At 68.6% G+C, this 15,640-nt stretch carries 14 protein-coding genes; 7 read left to right on the top strand and 7 right to left on the bottom strand.

The window, feature by feature from the left end; translation table 11 throughout:
* Positions 1–49 precede the first annotated feature (49 nt).
* The gene (locus ACZ54P_RS01230) at positions 50–628 is read right to left on the bottom strand and encodes a TetR/AcrR family transcriptional regulator (protein ID WP_465459568.1); all 579 of its coding nucleotides are present in this window, start codon (positions 626–628) and stop codon (positions 50–52) included.
* A 114-nt stretch (positions 629–742) separates the two neighbouring features.
* Between ACZ54P_RS01230 and ACZ54P_RS01225 the strand changes: the two genes are divergently transcribed.
* Together ACZ54P_RS01225 and ACZ54P_RS01220 are read left to right on the top strand one after the other, a co-directional pair.
* Entirely contained in the window at positions 743–1,936 is a 1,194-nt protein-coding gene (locus tag ACZ54P_RS01225; protein ID WP_465459567.1) for an FAD-dependent monooxygenase, read from the top strand.
* Between the two features lie 77 nt (positions 1,937–2,013).
* Positions 2,014–3,777, top strand: coding sequence for a gamma-glutamyltransferase family protein (locus tag ACZ54P_RS01220; RefSeq protein WP_465459566.1), 1,764 nt, complete (start codon positions 2,014–2,016; stop codon positions 3,775–3,777).
* Positions 3,778–3,981: 204 nt separating this feature from the next.
* On the opposite strand, the gene ACZ54P_RS01215 is transcribed toward ACZ54P_RS01220, so the two are convergent.
* Entirely contained in the window at positions 3,982–4,878 is an 897-nt protein-coding gene (locus ACZ54P_RS01215) for a VOC family protein (RefSeq protein WP_465459565.1), read from the bottom strand.
* A complete protein-coding gene (locus ACZ54P_RS01210; protein ID WP_465459564.1) occupies positions 4,871–5,389 on the bottom strand; it encodes an RNA polymerase sigma factor in 519 nt (172 codons plus the stop codon). The genes ACZ54P_RS01215 and ACZ54P_RS01210 overlap by 8 nt, the downstream gene beginning before the upstream one ends.
* A 209-nt stretch (positions 5,390–5,598) precedes the next feature.
* Between ACZ54P_RS01210 and ACZ54P_RS01205 the strand changes: the two genes are divergently transcribed.
* The 5 genes from ACZ54P_RS01205 to ACZ54P_RS01185 all read left to right on the top strand — a co-directional run bounded on the left by ACZ54P_RS01205 (position 5,599) and on the right by ACZ54P_RS01185 (position 9,836).
* Complete coding sequence (locus ACZ54P_RS01205; RefSeq protein ID WP_465459563.1) at positions 5,599–6,447, top strand: hypothetical protein; 849 nt, start codon at positions 5,599–5,601, stop codon at positions 6,445–6,447.
* Between the two features lie 58 nt (positions 6,448–6,505).
* The gene (locus ACZ54P_RS01200; RefSeq protein WP_465459562.1) at positions 6,506–7,630 is read left to right on the top strand and encodes a sensor histidine kinase; all 1,125 of its coding nucleotides are present in this window, start codon (positions 6,506–6,508) and stop codon (positions 7,628–7,630) included.
* Positions 7,627–8,295, top strand: coding sequence for a response regulator (locus ACZ54P_RS01195; RefSeq protein ID WP_465459561.1), 669 nt, complete (start codon positions 7,627–7,629; stop codon positions 8,293–8,295). Before ACZ54P_RS01200 ends, ACZ54P_RS01195 begins: the two co-directional genes overlap by 4 nt.
* 621 nt (positions 8,296–8,916) lie before the next feature.
* A complete protein-coding gene (locus ACZ54P_RS01190; protein WP_465459560.1) occupies positions 8,917–9,087 on the top strand; it encodes a hypothetical protein in 171 nt (56 codons plus the stop codon).
* On the top strand, positions 9,087–9,836 hold the full coding sequence (locus tag ACZ54P_RS01185) for a Crp/Fnr family transcriptional regulator (protein ID WP_465459559.1): 750 nt from the start codon (positions 9,087–9,089) through the stop codon (positions 9,834–9,836). The genes ACZ54P_RS01190 and ACZ54P_RS01185 overlap by 1 nt, the downstream gene beginning before the upstream one ends.
* Positions 9,837–10,092: 256 nt before the next feature.
* Here the strand turns inward: ACZ54P_RS01185 and ACZ54P_RS01180 are convergent, their stop codons facing one another.
* Genes ACZ54P_RS01180 through ACZ54P_RS01165 form a run of 4 tightly spaced genes read right to left on the bottom strand, consistent with a single transcriptional unit; the run spans position 10,093 to position 15,638 of the window.
* Entirely contained in the window at positions 10,093–11,862 is a 1,770-nt protein-coding gene (locus ACZ54P_RS01180) for a glycosyltransferase family protein (RefSeq protein ID WP_465459558.1), read from the bottom strand.
* Positions 11,859–12,398 carry a hypothetical protein gene (locus tag ACZ54P_RS01175; RefSeq protein WP_465459557.1) on the bottom strand — a complete coding sequence of 180 codons (540 nt, stop codon included), beginning with the start codon at positions 12,396–12,398 and terminating at the stop codon, positions 11,859–11,861. The genes ACZ54P_RS01180 and ACZ54P_RS01175 overlap by 4 nt, the downstream gene beginning before the upstream one ends.
* Positions 12,391–14,310 carry a glycosyltransferase family 4 protein gene (locus ACZ54P_RS01170; RefSeq protein ID WP_465459556.1) on the bottom strand — a complete coding sequence of 640 codons (1,920 nt, stop codon included), beginning with the start codon at positions 14,308–14,310 and terminating at the stop codon, positions 12,391–12,393. The genes ACZ54P_RS01175 and ACZ54P_RS01170 overlap by 8 nt, the downstream gene beginning before the upstream one ends.
* The gene (locus tag ACZ54P_RS01165) at positions 14,307–15,638 is read right to left on the bottom strand and encodes a methyltransferase (protein ID WP_465459555.1); all 1,332 of its coding nucleotides are present in this window, start codon (positions 15,636–15,638) and stop codon (positions 14,307–14,309) included. Before ACZ54P_RS01165 ends, ACZ54P_RS01170 begins: the two co-directional genes overlap by 4 nt.
* Positions 15,639–15,640 lie beyond the last annotated feature (2 nt).

Genomic DNA, 15,640 nt, shown 5'->3' with positions numbered 1-15,640 from the left:
TGTGCAATGAAAGGTCCTTTCCTTGCGAAATTCGCAAGGAAAGGACCTTTCATTGCACCAGGGAGACCAGCTTCAGCAGCCCGTCCACGACCTCCTCGGCCGTCGGAGCGTTCTCCGGGTCGAGCATGTGCTGCAGCATGATGCCCGAGTTCAGCGCCGTGGCCACCGCGCCGATACGGCGCTCGTCCGCCTCGGTGAGGTTGTCCTCGTCGATCCCGAGTACTCCCGCCGCCATCCCACGCCGACCCTCACGCTGCGCCGCGGCGAGTTGTTTCCGCAGCTCAGGGTGATGCTCGGACTGCACGAACGCCTCGATCGAGGCAATCCACAGCTGCCGGTTGCGGCCGTAGGAGTCGATCATCGCCCGCCACGAGGCCCGGTACCGTTCGGATGGCGACGCCTCCGGGTCGATGGCGCTCATCATCTCGCGCTGGACTTCCCGGCCCCACTCGTCCATCGCCTGGGAGAACGCCGTCAGCAGCAGAGCTTCTCGAGAGCCGAAGTGGTAACCGATCGCCGCGTGACTGACCCCGGCCGCCGCCGCGATGTCCCGCACCGTGGTGCGTGACCAGCCCTTTTCCTTCAAGCACTGGATGGCGCCCGCCATCAGGTCCTCGCGATTGCCCATGCCCGAGATCCTAGGCCACGCGGTTTATCCATATGGTTTAACCAGGTGGATTGACCAAGCGTGCAAATCTGCCGTACGGTCGCTTTCATCACCCGAGAACATCGAGGAGCAGCCATGACGACCACCGTTCTGATCTCCGGCGCCGGCATCGCGGGACCGGCCCTCGTCTTCTGGCTGCGGAAGCGCGGTTTCGCGCCGACCGTCGTCGAGCGGGCCCCGAGCCTGCGCGAAGGCGGCAGCGCGGTCGACTTCCGCGGCGAGCAGATGACCCTGCTGATGCGCATGGGGATCCTCGAAGACATCCGCGCGAAGGAAACCGCGATGGGCTCGCAGGTCATCGTCGATCCCAAGGGCAAGAAGGTCGCGGAGATGCCGTCGGTGTTCTTCAGCGGCGAAGTCGAGATCGAACGCGGAGACCTGACCCGAATCCTCTACGAGCACACGAAGGATGACGTCGAATACGTCTTCGGCGACTGGATCACCGGGTTGGATGAGTGCGACAACGGCGTCGACGTCACCTTCGCCACCAATGAGCCACGCAGATTCGACCTGGTCGTCGGCGCGGACGGGCTCCACTCCGGTGTCCGGCGGCTGGCCTTCGGCGAAGAAGAGCGATTCCGCACCGATCTCGGCTTCCACACGGCGGGCTTCACCGCGCCCAACCATCTCGACCTCGACCACCTCGGCCAGATCTGCAGCGTCCCCGGCCGGACGGTGATGGTCGCCAGCGGCCGCGACCGCTCGGCGCTCAACGTCAGTTTCGTCTTCGCGTCCGGGCCGCTGGAGGTCGACCGCCGCGATGTCGAGGCGCAGAAGAAGACCCTCACCGAGCGCTACGCCGACTTCGGCTGGGAAGTTCCGGCATTGCTGGAAAGCCTCGGCGACGTCGACGCGCTGTACTTCGATTCGCTCAGCCAGATCCACCTCGACAAGTGGTCGCAGGGCCGGGTCGTACTGCTCGGCGACGCCGCCTGGTGCGCGGGTCCGGGCGGTTCGGGAACGGGTCTCGCGATGATGGGCGCGTATGTCCTGGCGGGTGAACTCGCCGTCGCACGGGGCGACCACGAAGCCGCCTTCGCGCGCTACGAGGAGAAGCTCCGAGGTCCGGTGAAGGTCTCGCAGAAGCAGGCGGCCGGGATAGGCACGTTCCTCGCGCCGAAGACGCGGTTCATGGTCGGCTACCGGAACTTCCTGTACCGGGTGCTGGGCTCGCGGCCGATGACCAAGGTCTTCACGTGGCTGACTTCGCGTGCGGCCAACGCGACGACGCTCGAAAACTATGACTCCCCGGTGGTCGCGCGGGGATAGGTTCGGTGGGTGAGGGATGCGAAGGAGCTTCGCCGGGCCTGCTGAAAAAGTAGTTAGCAAAGCGTAGTATCAGTCGTGTGTTCACGACCAGGCCGGAACTGGCCGGCACCCATGGCATGGTGGCATCGACGCACTGGCTGGCCTCGGCCACCGGCATGGCGGTGCTCGAAAACGGCGGCAACGCCTTCGACGCGGCGGTAGCGGCCGGGTTCGTCCTGCAGGTCGCCGAGCCGCATCTGTGCGGTCAGGCGGGGCAGGTCCCCGGCATCTTCGTCACCGCTGCCGATCGAACCCCGCGAGTTCTCGCGGGTCAGGGCGTCTCGCCGGCCGCGGCGACGCCGGAGCGTTTCGCGGACCTCGGGCTCGACCTGATCCCCGGCAGCGGTCTGCTTCCCGCGACCGTGCCGGGGGCGTGGGACGGCTGGCTGCTGCTCCTTCGTGATCACGGCACGAAGTCGCTGCGTGACGTGCTCGGTTACGCGATCTCCTACGCGCGCGATGGGATTCCGCTGGTCAGCCGGGTCGGCGACACGATCCGCGCCGTGCAGGATCTCTTCACCGAGCATTGGCCGACGTCGGCGGCGCTGTGGCTCGCCGACGGCAAGCCCGTCGAGGGCCTGCACCGCAATCCGGCGCTCGCGGACACCTGGGAGCGGTTGCTCGCCGAGGCCGAATCCGTCAGCGGACGGGAGGCGCAGATCGACGCCGGACGGCGGGCGTGGTCGCAGGGCTTCGTCGCCGAGGCGATCGAGAAGTTCAGCCGCAAGGCCTTCCGCGACGACTCCGGTCGTGACCACGCCGGACTCCTCACCGGCCAGGACCTCGCGAGCTGGGAAGCGACGTACGAAGACGCCCTGCAGGTCGACTTCGGTGACTGGGGCCTGGTGAAGATGGGCGCCTGGACCCAGGGGCCAGCCTTGCTGCAGCAGGCGCGGTTGCTGGACGGCCTGCGTGCCGAGTTGTCCTATGTGGACGGAATGCCGACGGAACGTACGGTGCATTTGGCCGTCGAGGCGGCGAAACTGGCGTTCGCCGATCGTGAGGCCTGGTACGGGGATTCGCCCGAGGTGCCGATCGAATTGCTGATCTCCCGTGAATACACGGAAACCCGCCGCGCCTTGATCACCGAAGAAGCATCCGCCGAACTCCGGCCGGGTGGCCCCTCTCCGCGGCTGCCCGCGATCCTGGAAAAGTTGCGCGGTCTCGAATCCGGTTCGGGCGCGACAGGGGAGCCGACGGTCGGGCCGCTGGGTGAGACCCGTGGCGACACCGTGCACATCGACGTCGTCGACGCGGCCGGGAACATGATCTCGGTGACGCCGTCGGGTGGCTGGCTGCAGTCGAGCCCGACGATCCCCGAACTCGGGTTCTGCCTCGACTCGCGTGGGCAGATGTTCTGGCTGGAACAAGGTCTGCCGAACTCGCTGGCGCCGAGGAAACGGCCGCGGATCACGCTTTCGCCGTCGATGGGGCTGCGCGACGGCGAGCCGGTGCTGGCCTTCGGGACGCCTGGCGGGGATCAGCAGGACCAATGGCAGCTGTGTTTCTGGCTGGCGCACACGCTCGGCGGGCTGAACTTGCAGGAGTCGATCGACTCGCCCGCTTGGCATACGACGGCGTTCCCGAGTTCGTTCTATCCGCGTTCGTGGACGCCGCGGGAACTCGTGGTCGAATCGCGGCTCGGTCAGTCCACAATGGACGCACTGACGGCACGCGGGCACACCGTCGTCGATGCCGGACCTTGGGCGCTGGGGCGGCTTTCGGCCGTGTCGCGTTCCGATGGAGTCCTCCGCGCCGCCGCGAACGCGCGCGGAATGCAGGGCTACGCGGCCGGCCGCTGACTGCCGCTGACCTGCCGTGAAGGCCTCCTTCCCTACCCTCACGGTAGCGAAGGAGGCCTTCACGGCATGGACCCCCAGTCCCGGTTGTCCACAACCATCCCCACCTGTGGACAACTCGCCTCAGTTCCGCTTCCCGTTCCCCCTAAGCGATAGACTGGCTTCGGGGTCGCCCCCCTGGGAGCGGTGGGGGCTGGGGTGGTGACCTTAAGAGCGCGGCTGTTCCCAGAGCCAGAATTCGATGCCCTGGTCGTCCACGCAGTCGGCGCTCAGGCCGTAGGGCTGCTGTTCGGTTTCGCCAACCTGGCCGCCTTGGGCGCGTACTCGGTCGAGTGCGGCGGCGAGGTCGTCGACGGCGTACATGACCTTCCAGCCCACCTGCCGCCCCGGGCCACCCCAGAGACCGCCCTGCAGGCCGGAACCTTCGATGCCCCAACCGCCTTCGACCCGCCCGGGGGAGAACTGCCAGCCGAGGACGGCGCCGTAGAACGCCTTCGCTCGCTGGTCGTCCGGGACCTGGAAGGTGAAGTAGCACGCTTCGCCGTGTCGGATCGGCTTCGCGCCTGAAGTCCCTGAAGTTTCTGAAGTCCCTGAAGGGGCGGCTTGCGACACCAGCCACCGCTGGCCGTACGGGTCCTTGATCGTCCCGTACAGACCATGGCCTTCGTCCGAGACGGCCCGTTCCAGTTCCCCGCCCAGTTCGACGGCCCGCCGCGCGGCCGCGTGCACGTCCGGGACCTCGACCCGGATCAGCGGGCCACCGGCGGGCGCCACGACATTGCCCAGTTCGGGAAATTCTTCCGCGAGCATCAGCACGCTGTCCCCGATGGCCAGTTCCGCGTGCCCGACCCGGCCGTCCTCCATCACGATCGGTTCGGCCCGGCGCCGCGCCCCGAACACCTCGACGTAGAAGTCGAGCGCGGCGCGGGCGTCGGTCACCACGAGGTACGGCGTCAAAGAACGCGCTTCGGCGTTCGTCACAGATGTCATATCGGCTCCGTTCAAGACGGCACGACGCAGATTGTCGCGCAGTTCGGCGGCGAAGAGCGGGTCGGGATCGACCGGCTGCGAGGGTGCGCGAAGCGCGTCGAACGGATCAGGCATCGCGACCCTCCTTCTCCTGGTAAGCACGCCGGAACGCGGCACGGGCCCGCACGAGCAACGCCTCCGTGGCGTGCAGCGTGCGGTCCAGATGGGCGGCGACCTCCGCGACCGGGAGGCCGTCGACGTAGCGAAGCGTCAACGCGGCTTGATGATGCGCTCCGAGCGACGCGAGCACCTCGCGCGCAAGGAGGGCGTCCAGCCGTTCGTCCCACGGATCGGTGACGTCCTCCTCGTGGACGAGCCGCAGCCCGCGTTCCTCACGTTCCTTACGCCGCCAGTGATCGGCGAGCTTGTGCCGGGCGACGCCGATCAGCCACCCGGTGCTCACTGCGGGCGCAAGCTCCTTGCGACAGGCCCTCACCGCGCCGAGGAACGTCTCGGACGTCAACTCCTCGGCGAGGGTGCGATCACCGCACCGGGACAGCAGGTACCCGTAGACCTCCGGCAACGCCGTGTCGTACAGCGACAAGAGCGCGAAGGCCGGGTCCCGATGCACCCGTGGTTCCGTCACATCCCCATCGTCGCTCGGGGAGCCACTTCTCCGACGGGTACGGCCGGACTTTTCTCGGATCCGCGGATCCGGCAGCCTCCGCGCCACCCCCAGCGCCATCGCGGCCTGCTGGCCAACGCCCCGCGTCGTCGCCGGTTTCCTTCTGAAGAGGGAGGCGGACCAGGCTCGCGAGGGAGTCTTTCCGCGGTGTGGACGCCGAAGCTGACTGCATGACCGCAGCAGTCGCCACTCCCAAGATTTCCAGTGCCCGCGTGATCGTCTGCTACGCCGCGATTCTGGGCACGCTGCCCTATCTGACACTCAAGGCCTCCTGGGTCACGGGAGGCAGCATCGGCCTCCGTGATCCGTCGTTCGTGGACTCCGAGCTGATGCTCTTCGCGAACCTGCTCACCGGCGGGATGGACGTCGTCGCGGTGGTACTCGCGTTGGCGTTCACTTACTCCTGGGGTCGCCGGATCCCCGCGCCGCTCGTGCTCTTCCCGATCTGGATCGGCACCGGACTCCTCGCGCCGATCGTGCTGAACCTTCCGGTGATCATCGCCGACCTGACGCAACCACAACTGGCCGAACTGCCGTTGGAAAACTGGGTCTGGGCCGTCGTCTACGGTGGTTTCGCCTGGCAGGGCGTCCTGCTGCTGACCGCGTTCGTGCTCTACGCCCGCGATCGCTGGTGGTTCGTCGTCACCGGCACCGTGCGACCGGGGACGATCGGCATGCCGGGCACGCTCGGTATCGCCGCCGCCCTCGTTTCCGCGATCGGCCACACGATCTGGGCGTTCGGCTCCGGTGGGCTGTCGGCTCGTGGTCAGGACGTCGTGATCGCGCTGCTCGGCGTGCTCGCCGCGGTGGCCTTGGCGACCGTTTCGCGGGGACGGTTCTGGCCGCGGCTGATGCTGGTGTGGACCGGTGCCGGAGCGATGGCGGGTTCGGGTGCGTGGGGCCTGTTCAGCGAGTTCGCGATGAATTCGTCCGGGCATGTGCCGGTGCTGGTCGTGCAGGTGATCGGCGGGGTGCTGATGATGATTGCGGTCCTGCGGCGACTACCGCACGCGGCGTAGCCGAGAAGCCGCTTTTCAACGGACGCGATCGGCCCCCGCCCCCGGTAGCTTTCGTCCTGTGCTGCTGAAAGAACGGTATCCGTGGAGCCCTTGGGCCGGCCGCGTACTGCGCGTGGTGCTGCCACTGGGGTTCGTCCTCGGCGCCACGAGCAGCGCGGCCCGCTGGCAACCGGGCGCCCCGCCGCTGACCGCGTTCGGCGTGCTGTGGCTGGTCGCCATCGCGGTGCCGCTGCTGCTGGTCCACCGGTATCCGTTGCCGATCTTTCTGCTGACGGCCGCGCTGACGCTGGGCTACTACGCCTCGGACAATCCCGGCGGGCCGGTGATCGTGCTCCCGACGATCGCGTTGTTCGTGCTCACCAAGATCCGCGGGCCGCTGGTCGCCGGCATCACCGGCGGATCCCTGCTCGTGGCCGCCGGTATCGCCCTGTTCGCCCGGCACGGGTTCGCCGGTTTCGATCTCCGGACCGGGCTGGGGCTCGTCTGGGTGATCGCGGTCGTCGGGGTCGGGACGGCGGTACGCAACGGCGTGGCCGCGGCACGGGCCCGGCGCGAGCAGGCCGACGAACATCGGCACCGGATGGCCGAGCAGGAGCGGCTCACCATCGCCCGGGAGGTGCACGACGTCGTCGCGCACAGCCTCGCGATGATCAACGTGCAGGCCGGGGTCGCCGCGCATGTCGCCGATCGGCGTCCTGAACAGGCGAAAGAGGCTTTGCTGAACATCAAGGAGGCGAGCGCTTCGGCGCTGAAGGACCTCCGCGCGACGCTGGCCGTCCTGCGTTCCGGCGAGGACAAGGCGCCCGCGCCGAGTCTCGCTCAGGCCGACGAACTGTTCGAACACGCGCGGGCCGCCGGGTTGGCGGTCCGCGTCGACGGCGAACCGGGTGAGCTGCCCGCCCCCGTCGACGGCGCCGCGTACCGGATCCTGCAGGAATCGTTGACGAACGTGGTCCGCCACGCGAATCAGGCGCGGGGTGTCGACGTCAGGTTCGAGCGGAAAACCGGTGCGTTGACCTTGCTCGTCCGCGACGATGGTCGTGACGCCGTCGAACCCACGCCCGGCCACGGGCTGCGCGGCATGTCCGAACGGGCGGCGGCGCTGGGTGGCGCGCTCACGACGTCCGTCGTCGACGGCGGGTTCCAGGTTCGCGTGGATTTGCCTATCGAGGGGGAACGATGACGATCCGGGTGGTCCTCGCCGACGACCAGGTGCTGGTGCGCGCGGGTTTCCGGGTGCTGCTGGAGACCGAAGACGGCTTCGAGGTCTGTGCCGAGGCCGGTGACGGCGAGCAGGCCGTCGCGGCCGCCGTCGAGCACCGGCCGGACATCGTGGTGATGGACATCCGGATGCCGGGCGTCGACGGGCTCGAAGCGACCAGGCGGATCACCGCGAACCCGGAGCTGGCCGGGGTGAAGGTTTTGGTCCTGACCACTTTCGACGTCGACGAGTACGTCTACGAGGCGTTGCGCGCCGGTGCGAGCGGATTCCTGCTGAAGGACACCGACCCGGTGGAACTGCTGCGGGCGCTGAAGGTGGTCGCCGCGGGTGAGGCGCTGCTCGCCCCGACCGTGACCCGGCGGCTGATCGCGGAATTCGTCGATCGGCCGGAGAACCGCCGCATCGACGTGGGCGCCGTCCGTGAGATCACCGACCGCGAACGCGAGGTGCTCGGCCTGGTCGCCGGCGGCATGTCGAACGACGAAATCGCCGCGCACCTGGTGATCTCCACGGCCACCGCGCGTACGCACGTCAGCCGGATCATGACCAAGATCGGGGCGCGCGACCGGGCGCAGCTGGTGGTCTTGGCCTACGAGTCCGGCCTGGTCAGCCCCCGACGGAGCTGACCGGGGGCCTCTACCGCGTTAGCCGGCCGGTGGGGATTCCCCCAAAAAGATGAGATTTGCGGGGAAGACCCCCGAATCACGCGGGGTGACCGGGGTCTCAGGATCGCTGACCCTCCGTTAAATCGATGGGATGCACGTGCAGATGCACGACCTTCGGCTGCTTACGCGGGCAGCATCCGGAGTGGGCACGTTCGCTTCTTCTTCATTTCCACCTGGGGAAACATTCGGGCCTGCGGAGTGATCGACGATTCCCGACCATCGAGCCGAAGCCATATGCGCGTACGGCTAACCCTGATTTCCCGGTGTTTTCACCCGTGACTCGCCGAAATTTGCCGCGACTTCGGGCACAGTCCGTGATTTTCCGCTTCCGGCGCCACGGAAATCGCTGTCACTTTCTGTCGCGAAAAGGCCGGCTGGAAGCTCCCTGTCCGGGTGCGGACGGCGCGGGTTGCTTTCACACAATGACTCTGAGCACTAGTCTTCGGTGCTACGGCCGCGCGGCGTCGTCACCTACTCGACGTGATTCTCACCCGGCCGGTCAGGGTTCGATAACACTTCAAGATCGCAATTTCTTCTCACTGGGAGTCACCATTGGCGTCAAATACACCTGACCCCCTTCTGGTGGTCACCGCGGGCGTCGTCGTTCTCGCCTACATCGTTTTCGCCGCGATCCTCACCCGGCTTCTGCTCGCGAGAAAGGTCGCGCAGCCTGCCAAGGTGATCGGCTCGGTGGCGGCCTTGGTAGCGGGTCTGCCCGCCATCCTCTACGCGTTCGCGGCGGTGGTCGGCTGATGGGGGGATCTTTCCTGGAGGCGCTCACCGAGCGGCAACGGCGGCGGCTGCTCGACCTCGCCAGACATGTCGACCACCCGGCCGGGTCGAATCTGGCGAACCAGGCGGAGCCGGTTCCACCGGTGCTCATCCTGCAGTCGGGTTTCGTGAAAGCCCTGCGGACGGCGCAGGGCGACACACCGGCCATGATCGTCGACCTGTTCGGCGCGGGTGACGTACTCGGGCTGGAGGACTGCCTGATCGGAGGGGCGAGCCACCTCGCCTACGTCGCCACGAAGCCGGTCCGTGTCCTCGAAGTCCCGCAGAAAGCCTTTCGCCGCTTTCTCCACGACAACAAGCAGGCGATGGGCGCGGCCGCTGAAGCACTGGCGTTCCGGCTGCGCCGCCGGGATGCCGCGCTGGGCTTCGCGCCCGCCAAGGTCCGGAGCAGATTGACCGCTTTTCTGGCCCGGTTGCAGGCGGTCTACGGGATCCCCGGTGAAGACGGCGTGGTGATCGACGTGGGCTTGAACCACGCGGACATCGCGTCCGCGATCGGGGCGTCGGCCGCGTCGGTGAACTCCGAGATGGTGAAACTGAAGAACGAGGGCTATCTGACGACGGGATACAAGACGATTCACGTCAAGAAACAACTGCGGGAAGACGGCCCTCCGCTTTTCCCGGCGCGAGCCAAGACAAGGCGGATTCCGCAGCTGAAGCTGCGGCGCCGCGAGCTCAGCCGCGCTTCAGCTGAAGCGCCAGCCGTATGACGAACACGACGGCCAGCGCGGCGACCAGGGCGATCTCCCAGGCCATGGCGGCTCCTCCTCGTCCACATCCGAACGCTCCGATGCTCTGCCCATAAGGCGCACGACCGGGGGAGGACGTTCACCGACACGGCCCAACTCACACTAATGGGGCAACTGAACGTCGACCCGGCGTGCAATGAAAGGTCCTTTCCTTGCAAGATTTGCCAGGAAAGGACCTTTCATTGCACGCGCGGGCACCTGAGGTACCAAGCGACGACTACAGCGCGCCGCCGACCGCCGCCCACACCCGGTGCGGGTCGAGGTCCATCGGCCGCGAGTCCGGATCCGGCCGCAGCCGCCGCAGCAGCACCTGCTGCACCAGCGTCGTCGGCTTCGCCGAAGAAGCCACCCGCCGCCAGAACAGGTGGTCCTCCAGGCCCTCGAACAGCACCTCGGAGTTCCAGCCGCCGAGTTCGTCGATCAGCGACCGCCGCACCAGGTACCCGCTGCCGAGGTACGGCAGCGTCCGCAGCCGCCGCTCCTCCGGCGGCAGCGCGCCGACCAGGCCGTCCACCGGATCCGCGACCGGGCAGTGCACCACGTCGACGTCGTCGGAAGCGGCCAGCAGACGCTCCAGCAGGAATTCCGACGCGCGCATCCCGCCGTCGAGCACCAGCAGCCAGGCCGCCGTCGAGCGCTCGAGCAGCGAGTTCCTGGTGAGCCCGCGGCCGAGCGGGGTGTCGTGCAGCAGGACGTCGTACGGGCGCGGACGCGGCCAGGGGTGTACGCCGTCCTCGCCGACGAGCACCTTCCGTGGCAGCACACTGCCGGTGAGCAGGTCGTTCGCCAGATCGTCCGGATCGACCTCGCCGGTCCGGCGCACGATCAGCACGTCGACATCGGCCGAGCCCGGCACCGAAGCCGCAGCAGGCTCCCAGCGCCGCGAAGCGACCCTTCGCGCACCTGCCGCGCGCTGAGCGATCCGTGCCGACAGCGCCGTTCCGCGCGCCGAAGCCGGGCCGGCGGCGGACCGGTCGCCCGCGAACCGCGCGTCGAACGACGGGGTGTCGACGGCGAGGGCGTCCTCCGGGTTCCGCAGGCTCGCCGCCAGCGCCCGCGCCGGCGCGATGTCCGCGGCAGGAGCCGAGCCCAGCGACGACGCCAGGTCGATCAGCCGCCGCGCGGACGCCGTCATGTCCAGCGACTTCACGAAGCCGTAGGCGGCCGAACGCAGGTGCCGTTCACGCTCGGGCTCGTCGGCCAGCGCGGCGACGACCGAGCCCAGCGCCTCCGGCCGGGCCAGCACCAGATGCTCGCCGGGGACCAGCGGTTCGACGTCGGCGGAGGTCTCGCTGACCACCACGCAGCCGTTGGTCATCGCTTCGAGGGTGCGTACCCATTCCAGGGTCTGCTTCTGCTCGCGGTGCAGGTTCAGCAGAAACCGCGACCGCGCGAGGTGCTCGAACTTCGCCTTGCCCGGCAGGAAGTCGACCCGGGCGCCGGTCATCGGTTCGTGCGGCGGGGTCAGCAACCGCGTCCGCAGCCCGGCCAGATCACGCGCGTACGAGCCGAGCAGCACCGAACGCCGCCGTTCGGCCGTGCCGAGGTAGGTGACGTCGAGGTCGCGCGGGCTGTCGAGGTCGCCGCCCCACAGATCCCACAGCGGGCTGTAGCCGAGCTGGAAATGCTCGACGGCGATCCCGCGCCGGCGCAGTTCGGCGGTCGAATCGTGGTTGATGTCGACGGCGCCGCCCAGGATGGAGAGCAGTTCGGCGTTGCGCTCGAAGGTCGCCGTCCCGGGATGCTCCACACAGAACCCGATGGTGCGGCGGCACTGGTCGGCGGTCGGGAAGGCGGCGTCCGGGACGGTCACGAAGTACTCGTGGGGGACGACGACGTACACCGTGTCGGCCCCGCCCTCGGGATACTCGCCGACCGCGGTCCTGGCCTTGCCGCCCGCCGTGCGCACGGCGTCGGCGACCACTTCGAGCAGTTCCTCCATGAAGGCGGAACCACCCTCGGCGGAGACGAAGCAGAGTTCGGTCACGGCCGGTCCATCTTCTTCCGCACGACACGCAGTGGCGCGGTGACCCGCCAGCTGACGGTGCGGCGCGTGGCGTCGAGTTCGCGGGCCATCTCGGCGGCGAGCCGTTCGGCGTTGAGCAGCCGCTGCCGGTCCGCCGACGGCTCGCCGCCGGGCAGGATGTCCGCGTCGACGACGCCCGCCGAAACGACGAGTTCGGCGTCTAGCAGCGCCAGCCGCAGTTTGTCCCGCTCTTCACGGCAGGTCTTCAGTTCAGCGCGCAGCGAGTCGCGCTGCTGGTGAGCGAGCAGGACCTCGGTCTCCAGCGCGCGCAGGCGCGCCTTCGCGACGTCCAGTTCTTCTTGCTGAGAAGCGAGCTTCTGGTTCAGGTCGGCGAAGTCGCCTTCGTTCGACGAAGCCCCGGCTGTCGCTTCACGCAGCTCGTGCTCCGTCTCGGCCAGCTTGGCCTTCAGCCTGTCCTGCTCGGCGGTGAACACCTGCCGCTCGGCACGGAGCCGGGTCAGTTCGGCCTGGACGCGGCCGGGAATTTCGTCAGACATGGACGCCCCCACTCTGGTGCCCGTGCAGGGCCAATTCGGTCAGGATTTCGGAGTATTCGCGCGCGTAACCCGCCGGGTCGAGCCACGGCAGCAGCTTTTCGTGCGCGGCCTTCGCCATTTCACGGCGACGCGTGGCCGACGTGCCGAGTGCGCGCAGCAACGCCGCTGTCAGCGCGTCCACGTCGTTGGTCTCGAACAGCCAGCCCGTCTCGCCGTCGACGATCATTTCCCGCGCGCCGAACACGTCGGTCGCCGCGACCGGGACGCCGCAGCAGACGGCTTCGAGGATCGACCGCGGCAGCGATTCGATGTCGGAGCTGTTCACGAAGATGTCCGCGGCCTGCAGCCAGCGCAGCGGATCCGGCTGGATCGGCACCAGGCTGACCGACTTCTCCAGACCGGCGCGCTCGACCGATTCCTCCATCGCCAGCCCGTACGGCGACGGGTGCAGGCCGACGACGGCCAGCTTCGCCTCGGGATGGACCTTGTGGATCCGCTCCATCGCCGAGATCAGCGGCGCCTGCCCCTTGCGGGATTCCGCGATGCCGATGTTGACCAGCACGATGTCGTCCGGCGTGTAGCCGAGCATGTTCCGCGCCTGCCGTCGCGTTTCCGACCGCGTTCGACCGCCGAACTTGTGCATCGGCGTGCCGTAGCGGACGGTCTGGCAGCGTTCCGGTTTGCTGTAGGGCAGGAACATCTCGCGCGTCGCGTCCGCGACGAACAACAGCTTGTCGACCTCGGCGAGCGTGCTCTCCCAGCGCTGCCAGACCGCGGCGGGCGGTTTCACCGGACCCCAGTTCTGGTAGGCGAACGCGGGGAGCGAGAAGCTCTCGTGGATCACCCACGCCGTCGGCATCCCAGCGCGCTTCGCGGCATCCGCACCGACGAAGCCACCGAGCGTGTTGACGAGCGCGACGCCCGCTCCGGAGCACTTCGCGAAGCGCGCCAGCTCGGCGACGTGACCTTCGTAGGCCGGGACCGTCTGGTTCCGGTAGTGCGTCGTGACGTGCACGGGAATGCCGAGTTCGTGGCAATCCGCGCGCAGCGGGCCGTCGGTCTCACTGACGAGGCTGACCTGCCAGCCGTGGTCGGTCACGATCCTGCTCAGCAGTTCCTGCAGCCACAGCTGCCCGCCGCCGACCCCGAGGCTGTGCGTGAACACCAACACGTGCCTCGGGTCTGTCGGGATGTTCACCCGCGCCATCGCCTTCGCCGTGTCACTCGCCAGCTCGTCGGCGAGTTCGGCGTCGTCCGGGTCCGCGACAGGGTTGCGAAGCGTGAAAGTGCGCTTCGCCGACACGACCTCGCCGACGCCTTCGGTGCGGTACCGGACGCGAAGCGACAGCGTCCGCTCTTCGCCGTACGGAAGATCGACGGGCACCCAGGCTTCGAAACCGCTGACAGCGGCGTCGTCGAAGCCGGGGAATTCCTTCGGCACGTCCTTGCGCGGCAGGCGGGTGCGCGCGCTGACCGTGCCGCCGCCCTCGACCATGACCTCGATCAGACTCGGCGCGCGGCCCTGAAGCATCGCCCAACCGGTCACGTAGACCACGTGACCTTCGGAGACCTTGCCCTGCTTCGGCGCTTCGAGTTCGCCCAGCCACAACGGTTCTTCGCCCGGCAACGTGCCGACGTGGACAGTCGCCTGGTTGAGCACGCGCTCGTCCGGGCCGGTGACGACGATGTCCTGAGTACCCGCGGGAACCCAGGTGGCGGGGACGGCACGCCAGCCGAAGGTGCCTTCGGGCGCGCCCGGGCACGGCTCGGGGAACAGGTTCGTTTCGACGTCCGCGATGGTCACGGACATTTCGTCGATCCGGCTGATCCCGGTCGTCCAGCCCCGGAGCTCGAACAGGTGCCCGACCGGCCGGTCCGGGGTCAGGATGCCGGCGGTATGCAGGCTCGTCATCGCTTCGCTACCTCGTCTTCGTTCGCCGCCACACCGGAACGGTACCGGTGGACGGTCCGCGCCAAACGCGATCGCCAGATCTCGGCGATCGCCGCGCGTACTTCGTCCGTGCCGTGCGTGGTGCCGCACGAGCCGATGGTGGAGAAGTCGACCTCGCGGGCCAGCGCACTGTCCACAAAGGAGGGATGGAGGCCGAGCAGCACACCGAGCCAGCCGGCCAGATCACGCGTCGAACCGCCCACCGCGGCCGCGGACCAGCCCGCGTCGGCGAGTTTGTCGGCCAGCACGAGCACTCCGCGCTCGACCACCTCGGAAAAGCCGGCGCCCGCGTTCCGCCACTCGAGGTCGATCGGACGCAGCGTCGCGCCGTCGACCAGCACGTTGTGCGGCACCAGATCCCACAGCGCCTCGACCCCGCGCGCGGCCTCCGCGCGCAGGAGATCCCGCCAGCCGGTGAGCAGTTCCGCGACTCGTTCCGGCTCGTCGAGCAGGACGTCGACCATCGTCGGGGCGTCGTACACCTTGTCCGTGCACGGTCCGACCGAGATCCCGGCGACCGGCGGCGACGGGGCGAGCGGCGTGCGCCGGACTTCGGCGCCTTCACCGGTGCGCACGACGTCGGCGCGCGTGCAGGCGAACGCGGCGCGCTCCGCGGTGTTGAAATACGTCGCGAGCCGGTACGGGGGCCAGAGCGCGGCGGCGCCGGGTCCGCACAGCAGGGCGAGACCGTTCGCGGGTCCGCCGGTGATCGCGGCGGACAGGCGGGGGAGTTCGGTGTCGATCTGCGCGCCGCGCACCGCGCGGGCGACTTCGTGACCGGGGGAGCAGAGCAGCTCACGCTGGACTTCGAGCCCGGCAGCCGCGAGCGTGTCGACGACACCACGCGACGCGGTCAGCACCACGAGGGCACCTGACGGCGACAGCCGCTCGCGAACCACGTCCAGCAGGCTCCGCGTCGCGTAGGGCTGCTGGACGACGACGAGGTCGTAGGTCCCCGAGCCGGGAGGCCGGTCGTACACCGTGACCGTGTCGAGGTCACGCGTCCGGAACCGGACCGCGGCGGCATGGACCGGCTCTGCCTCGACGGCGTGCACCGTCGCCGAAACCTCGCCCAGGTACCTGGTCAGGCCGCCGAAACCGGCCCCGACCTCGAGGACTCGAGCCGCCTTCGGCAGCACGAGCGCCCGGAGGACGTTCGCGGCACCGTGGTCGAGCGGAACGCGCTCGGTGGCGTCCCAGCCGGCGAAATGCAGTTCATCGGACAGCGACCCGGTGTCCTCGGCCAGCGAAAGCAGAGTCGTGAGCAGCCGGGCCTTCTCGCCGATCATCG

Source organism: Amycolatopsis sp. NPDC034160 (assembly GCF_055575355.1).
The sequence above is the reverse complement of the archived record's forward strand: the minus strand, read 5'-3'. Positions and strand labels throughout refer to the sequence as shown.

Coding starts and splice junctions, on each gene's coding strand:
- ACZ54P_RS01165 (WP_465459555.1), bottom strand. CDS start 15,638: ATGATCGGCGAGAAGGCCCGGCTGCTCACGACTCTGCTTTCGCTGGCC.
- ACZ54P_RS01195 (WP_465459561.1), top strand. CDS start 7,627: ATGACGATCCGGGTGGTCCTCGCCGACGACCAGGTGCTGGTGCGCGCG.
- ACZ54P_RS01185 (WP_465459559.1), top strand. CDS start 9,087: ATGGGGGGATCTTTCCTGGAGGCGCTCACCGAGCGGCAACGGCGGCGG.
- ACZ54P_RS01230 (WP_465459568.1), bottom strand. CDS start 628: ATGGGCAATCGCGAGGACCTGATGGCGGGCGCCATCCAGTGCTTGAAG.
- ACZ54P_RS01215 (WP_465459565.1), bottom strand. CDS start 4,878: ATGCCTGATCCGTTCGACGCGCTTCGCGCACCCTCGCAGCCGGTCGAT.
- ACZ54P_RS01175 (WP_465459557.1), bottom strand. CDS start 12,398: ATGTCTGACGAAATTCCCGGCCGCGTCCAGGCCGAACTGACCCGGCTC.
- ACZ54P_RS01225 (WP_465459567.1), top strand. CDS start 743: ATGACGACCACCGTTCTGATCTCCGGCGCCGGCATCGCGGGACCGGCC.
- ACZ54P_RS01205 (WP_465459563.1), top strand. CDS start 5,599: ATGACCGCAGCAGTCGCCACTCCCAAGATTTCCAGTGCCCGCGTGATC.
- ACZ54P_RS01170 (WP_465459556.1), bottom strand. CDS start 14,310: ATGACGAGCCTGCATACCGCCGGCATCCTGACCCCGGACCGGCCGGTC.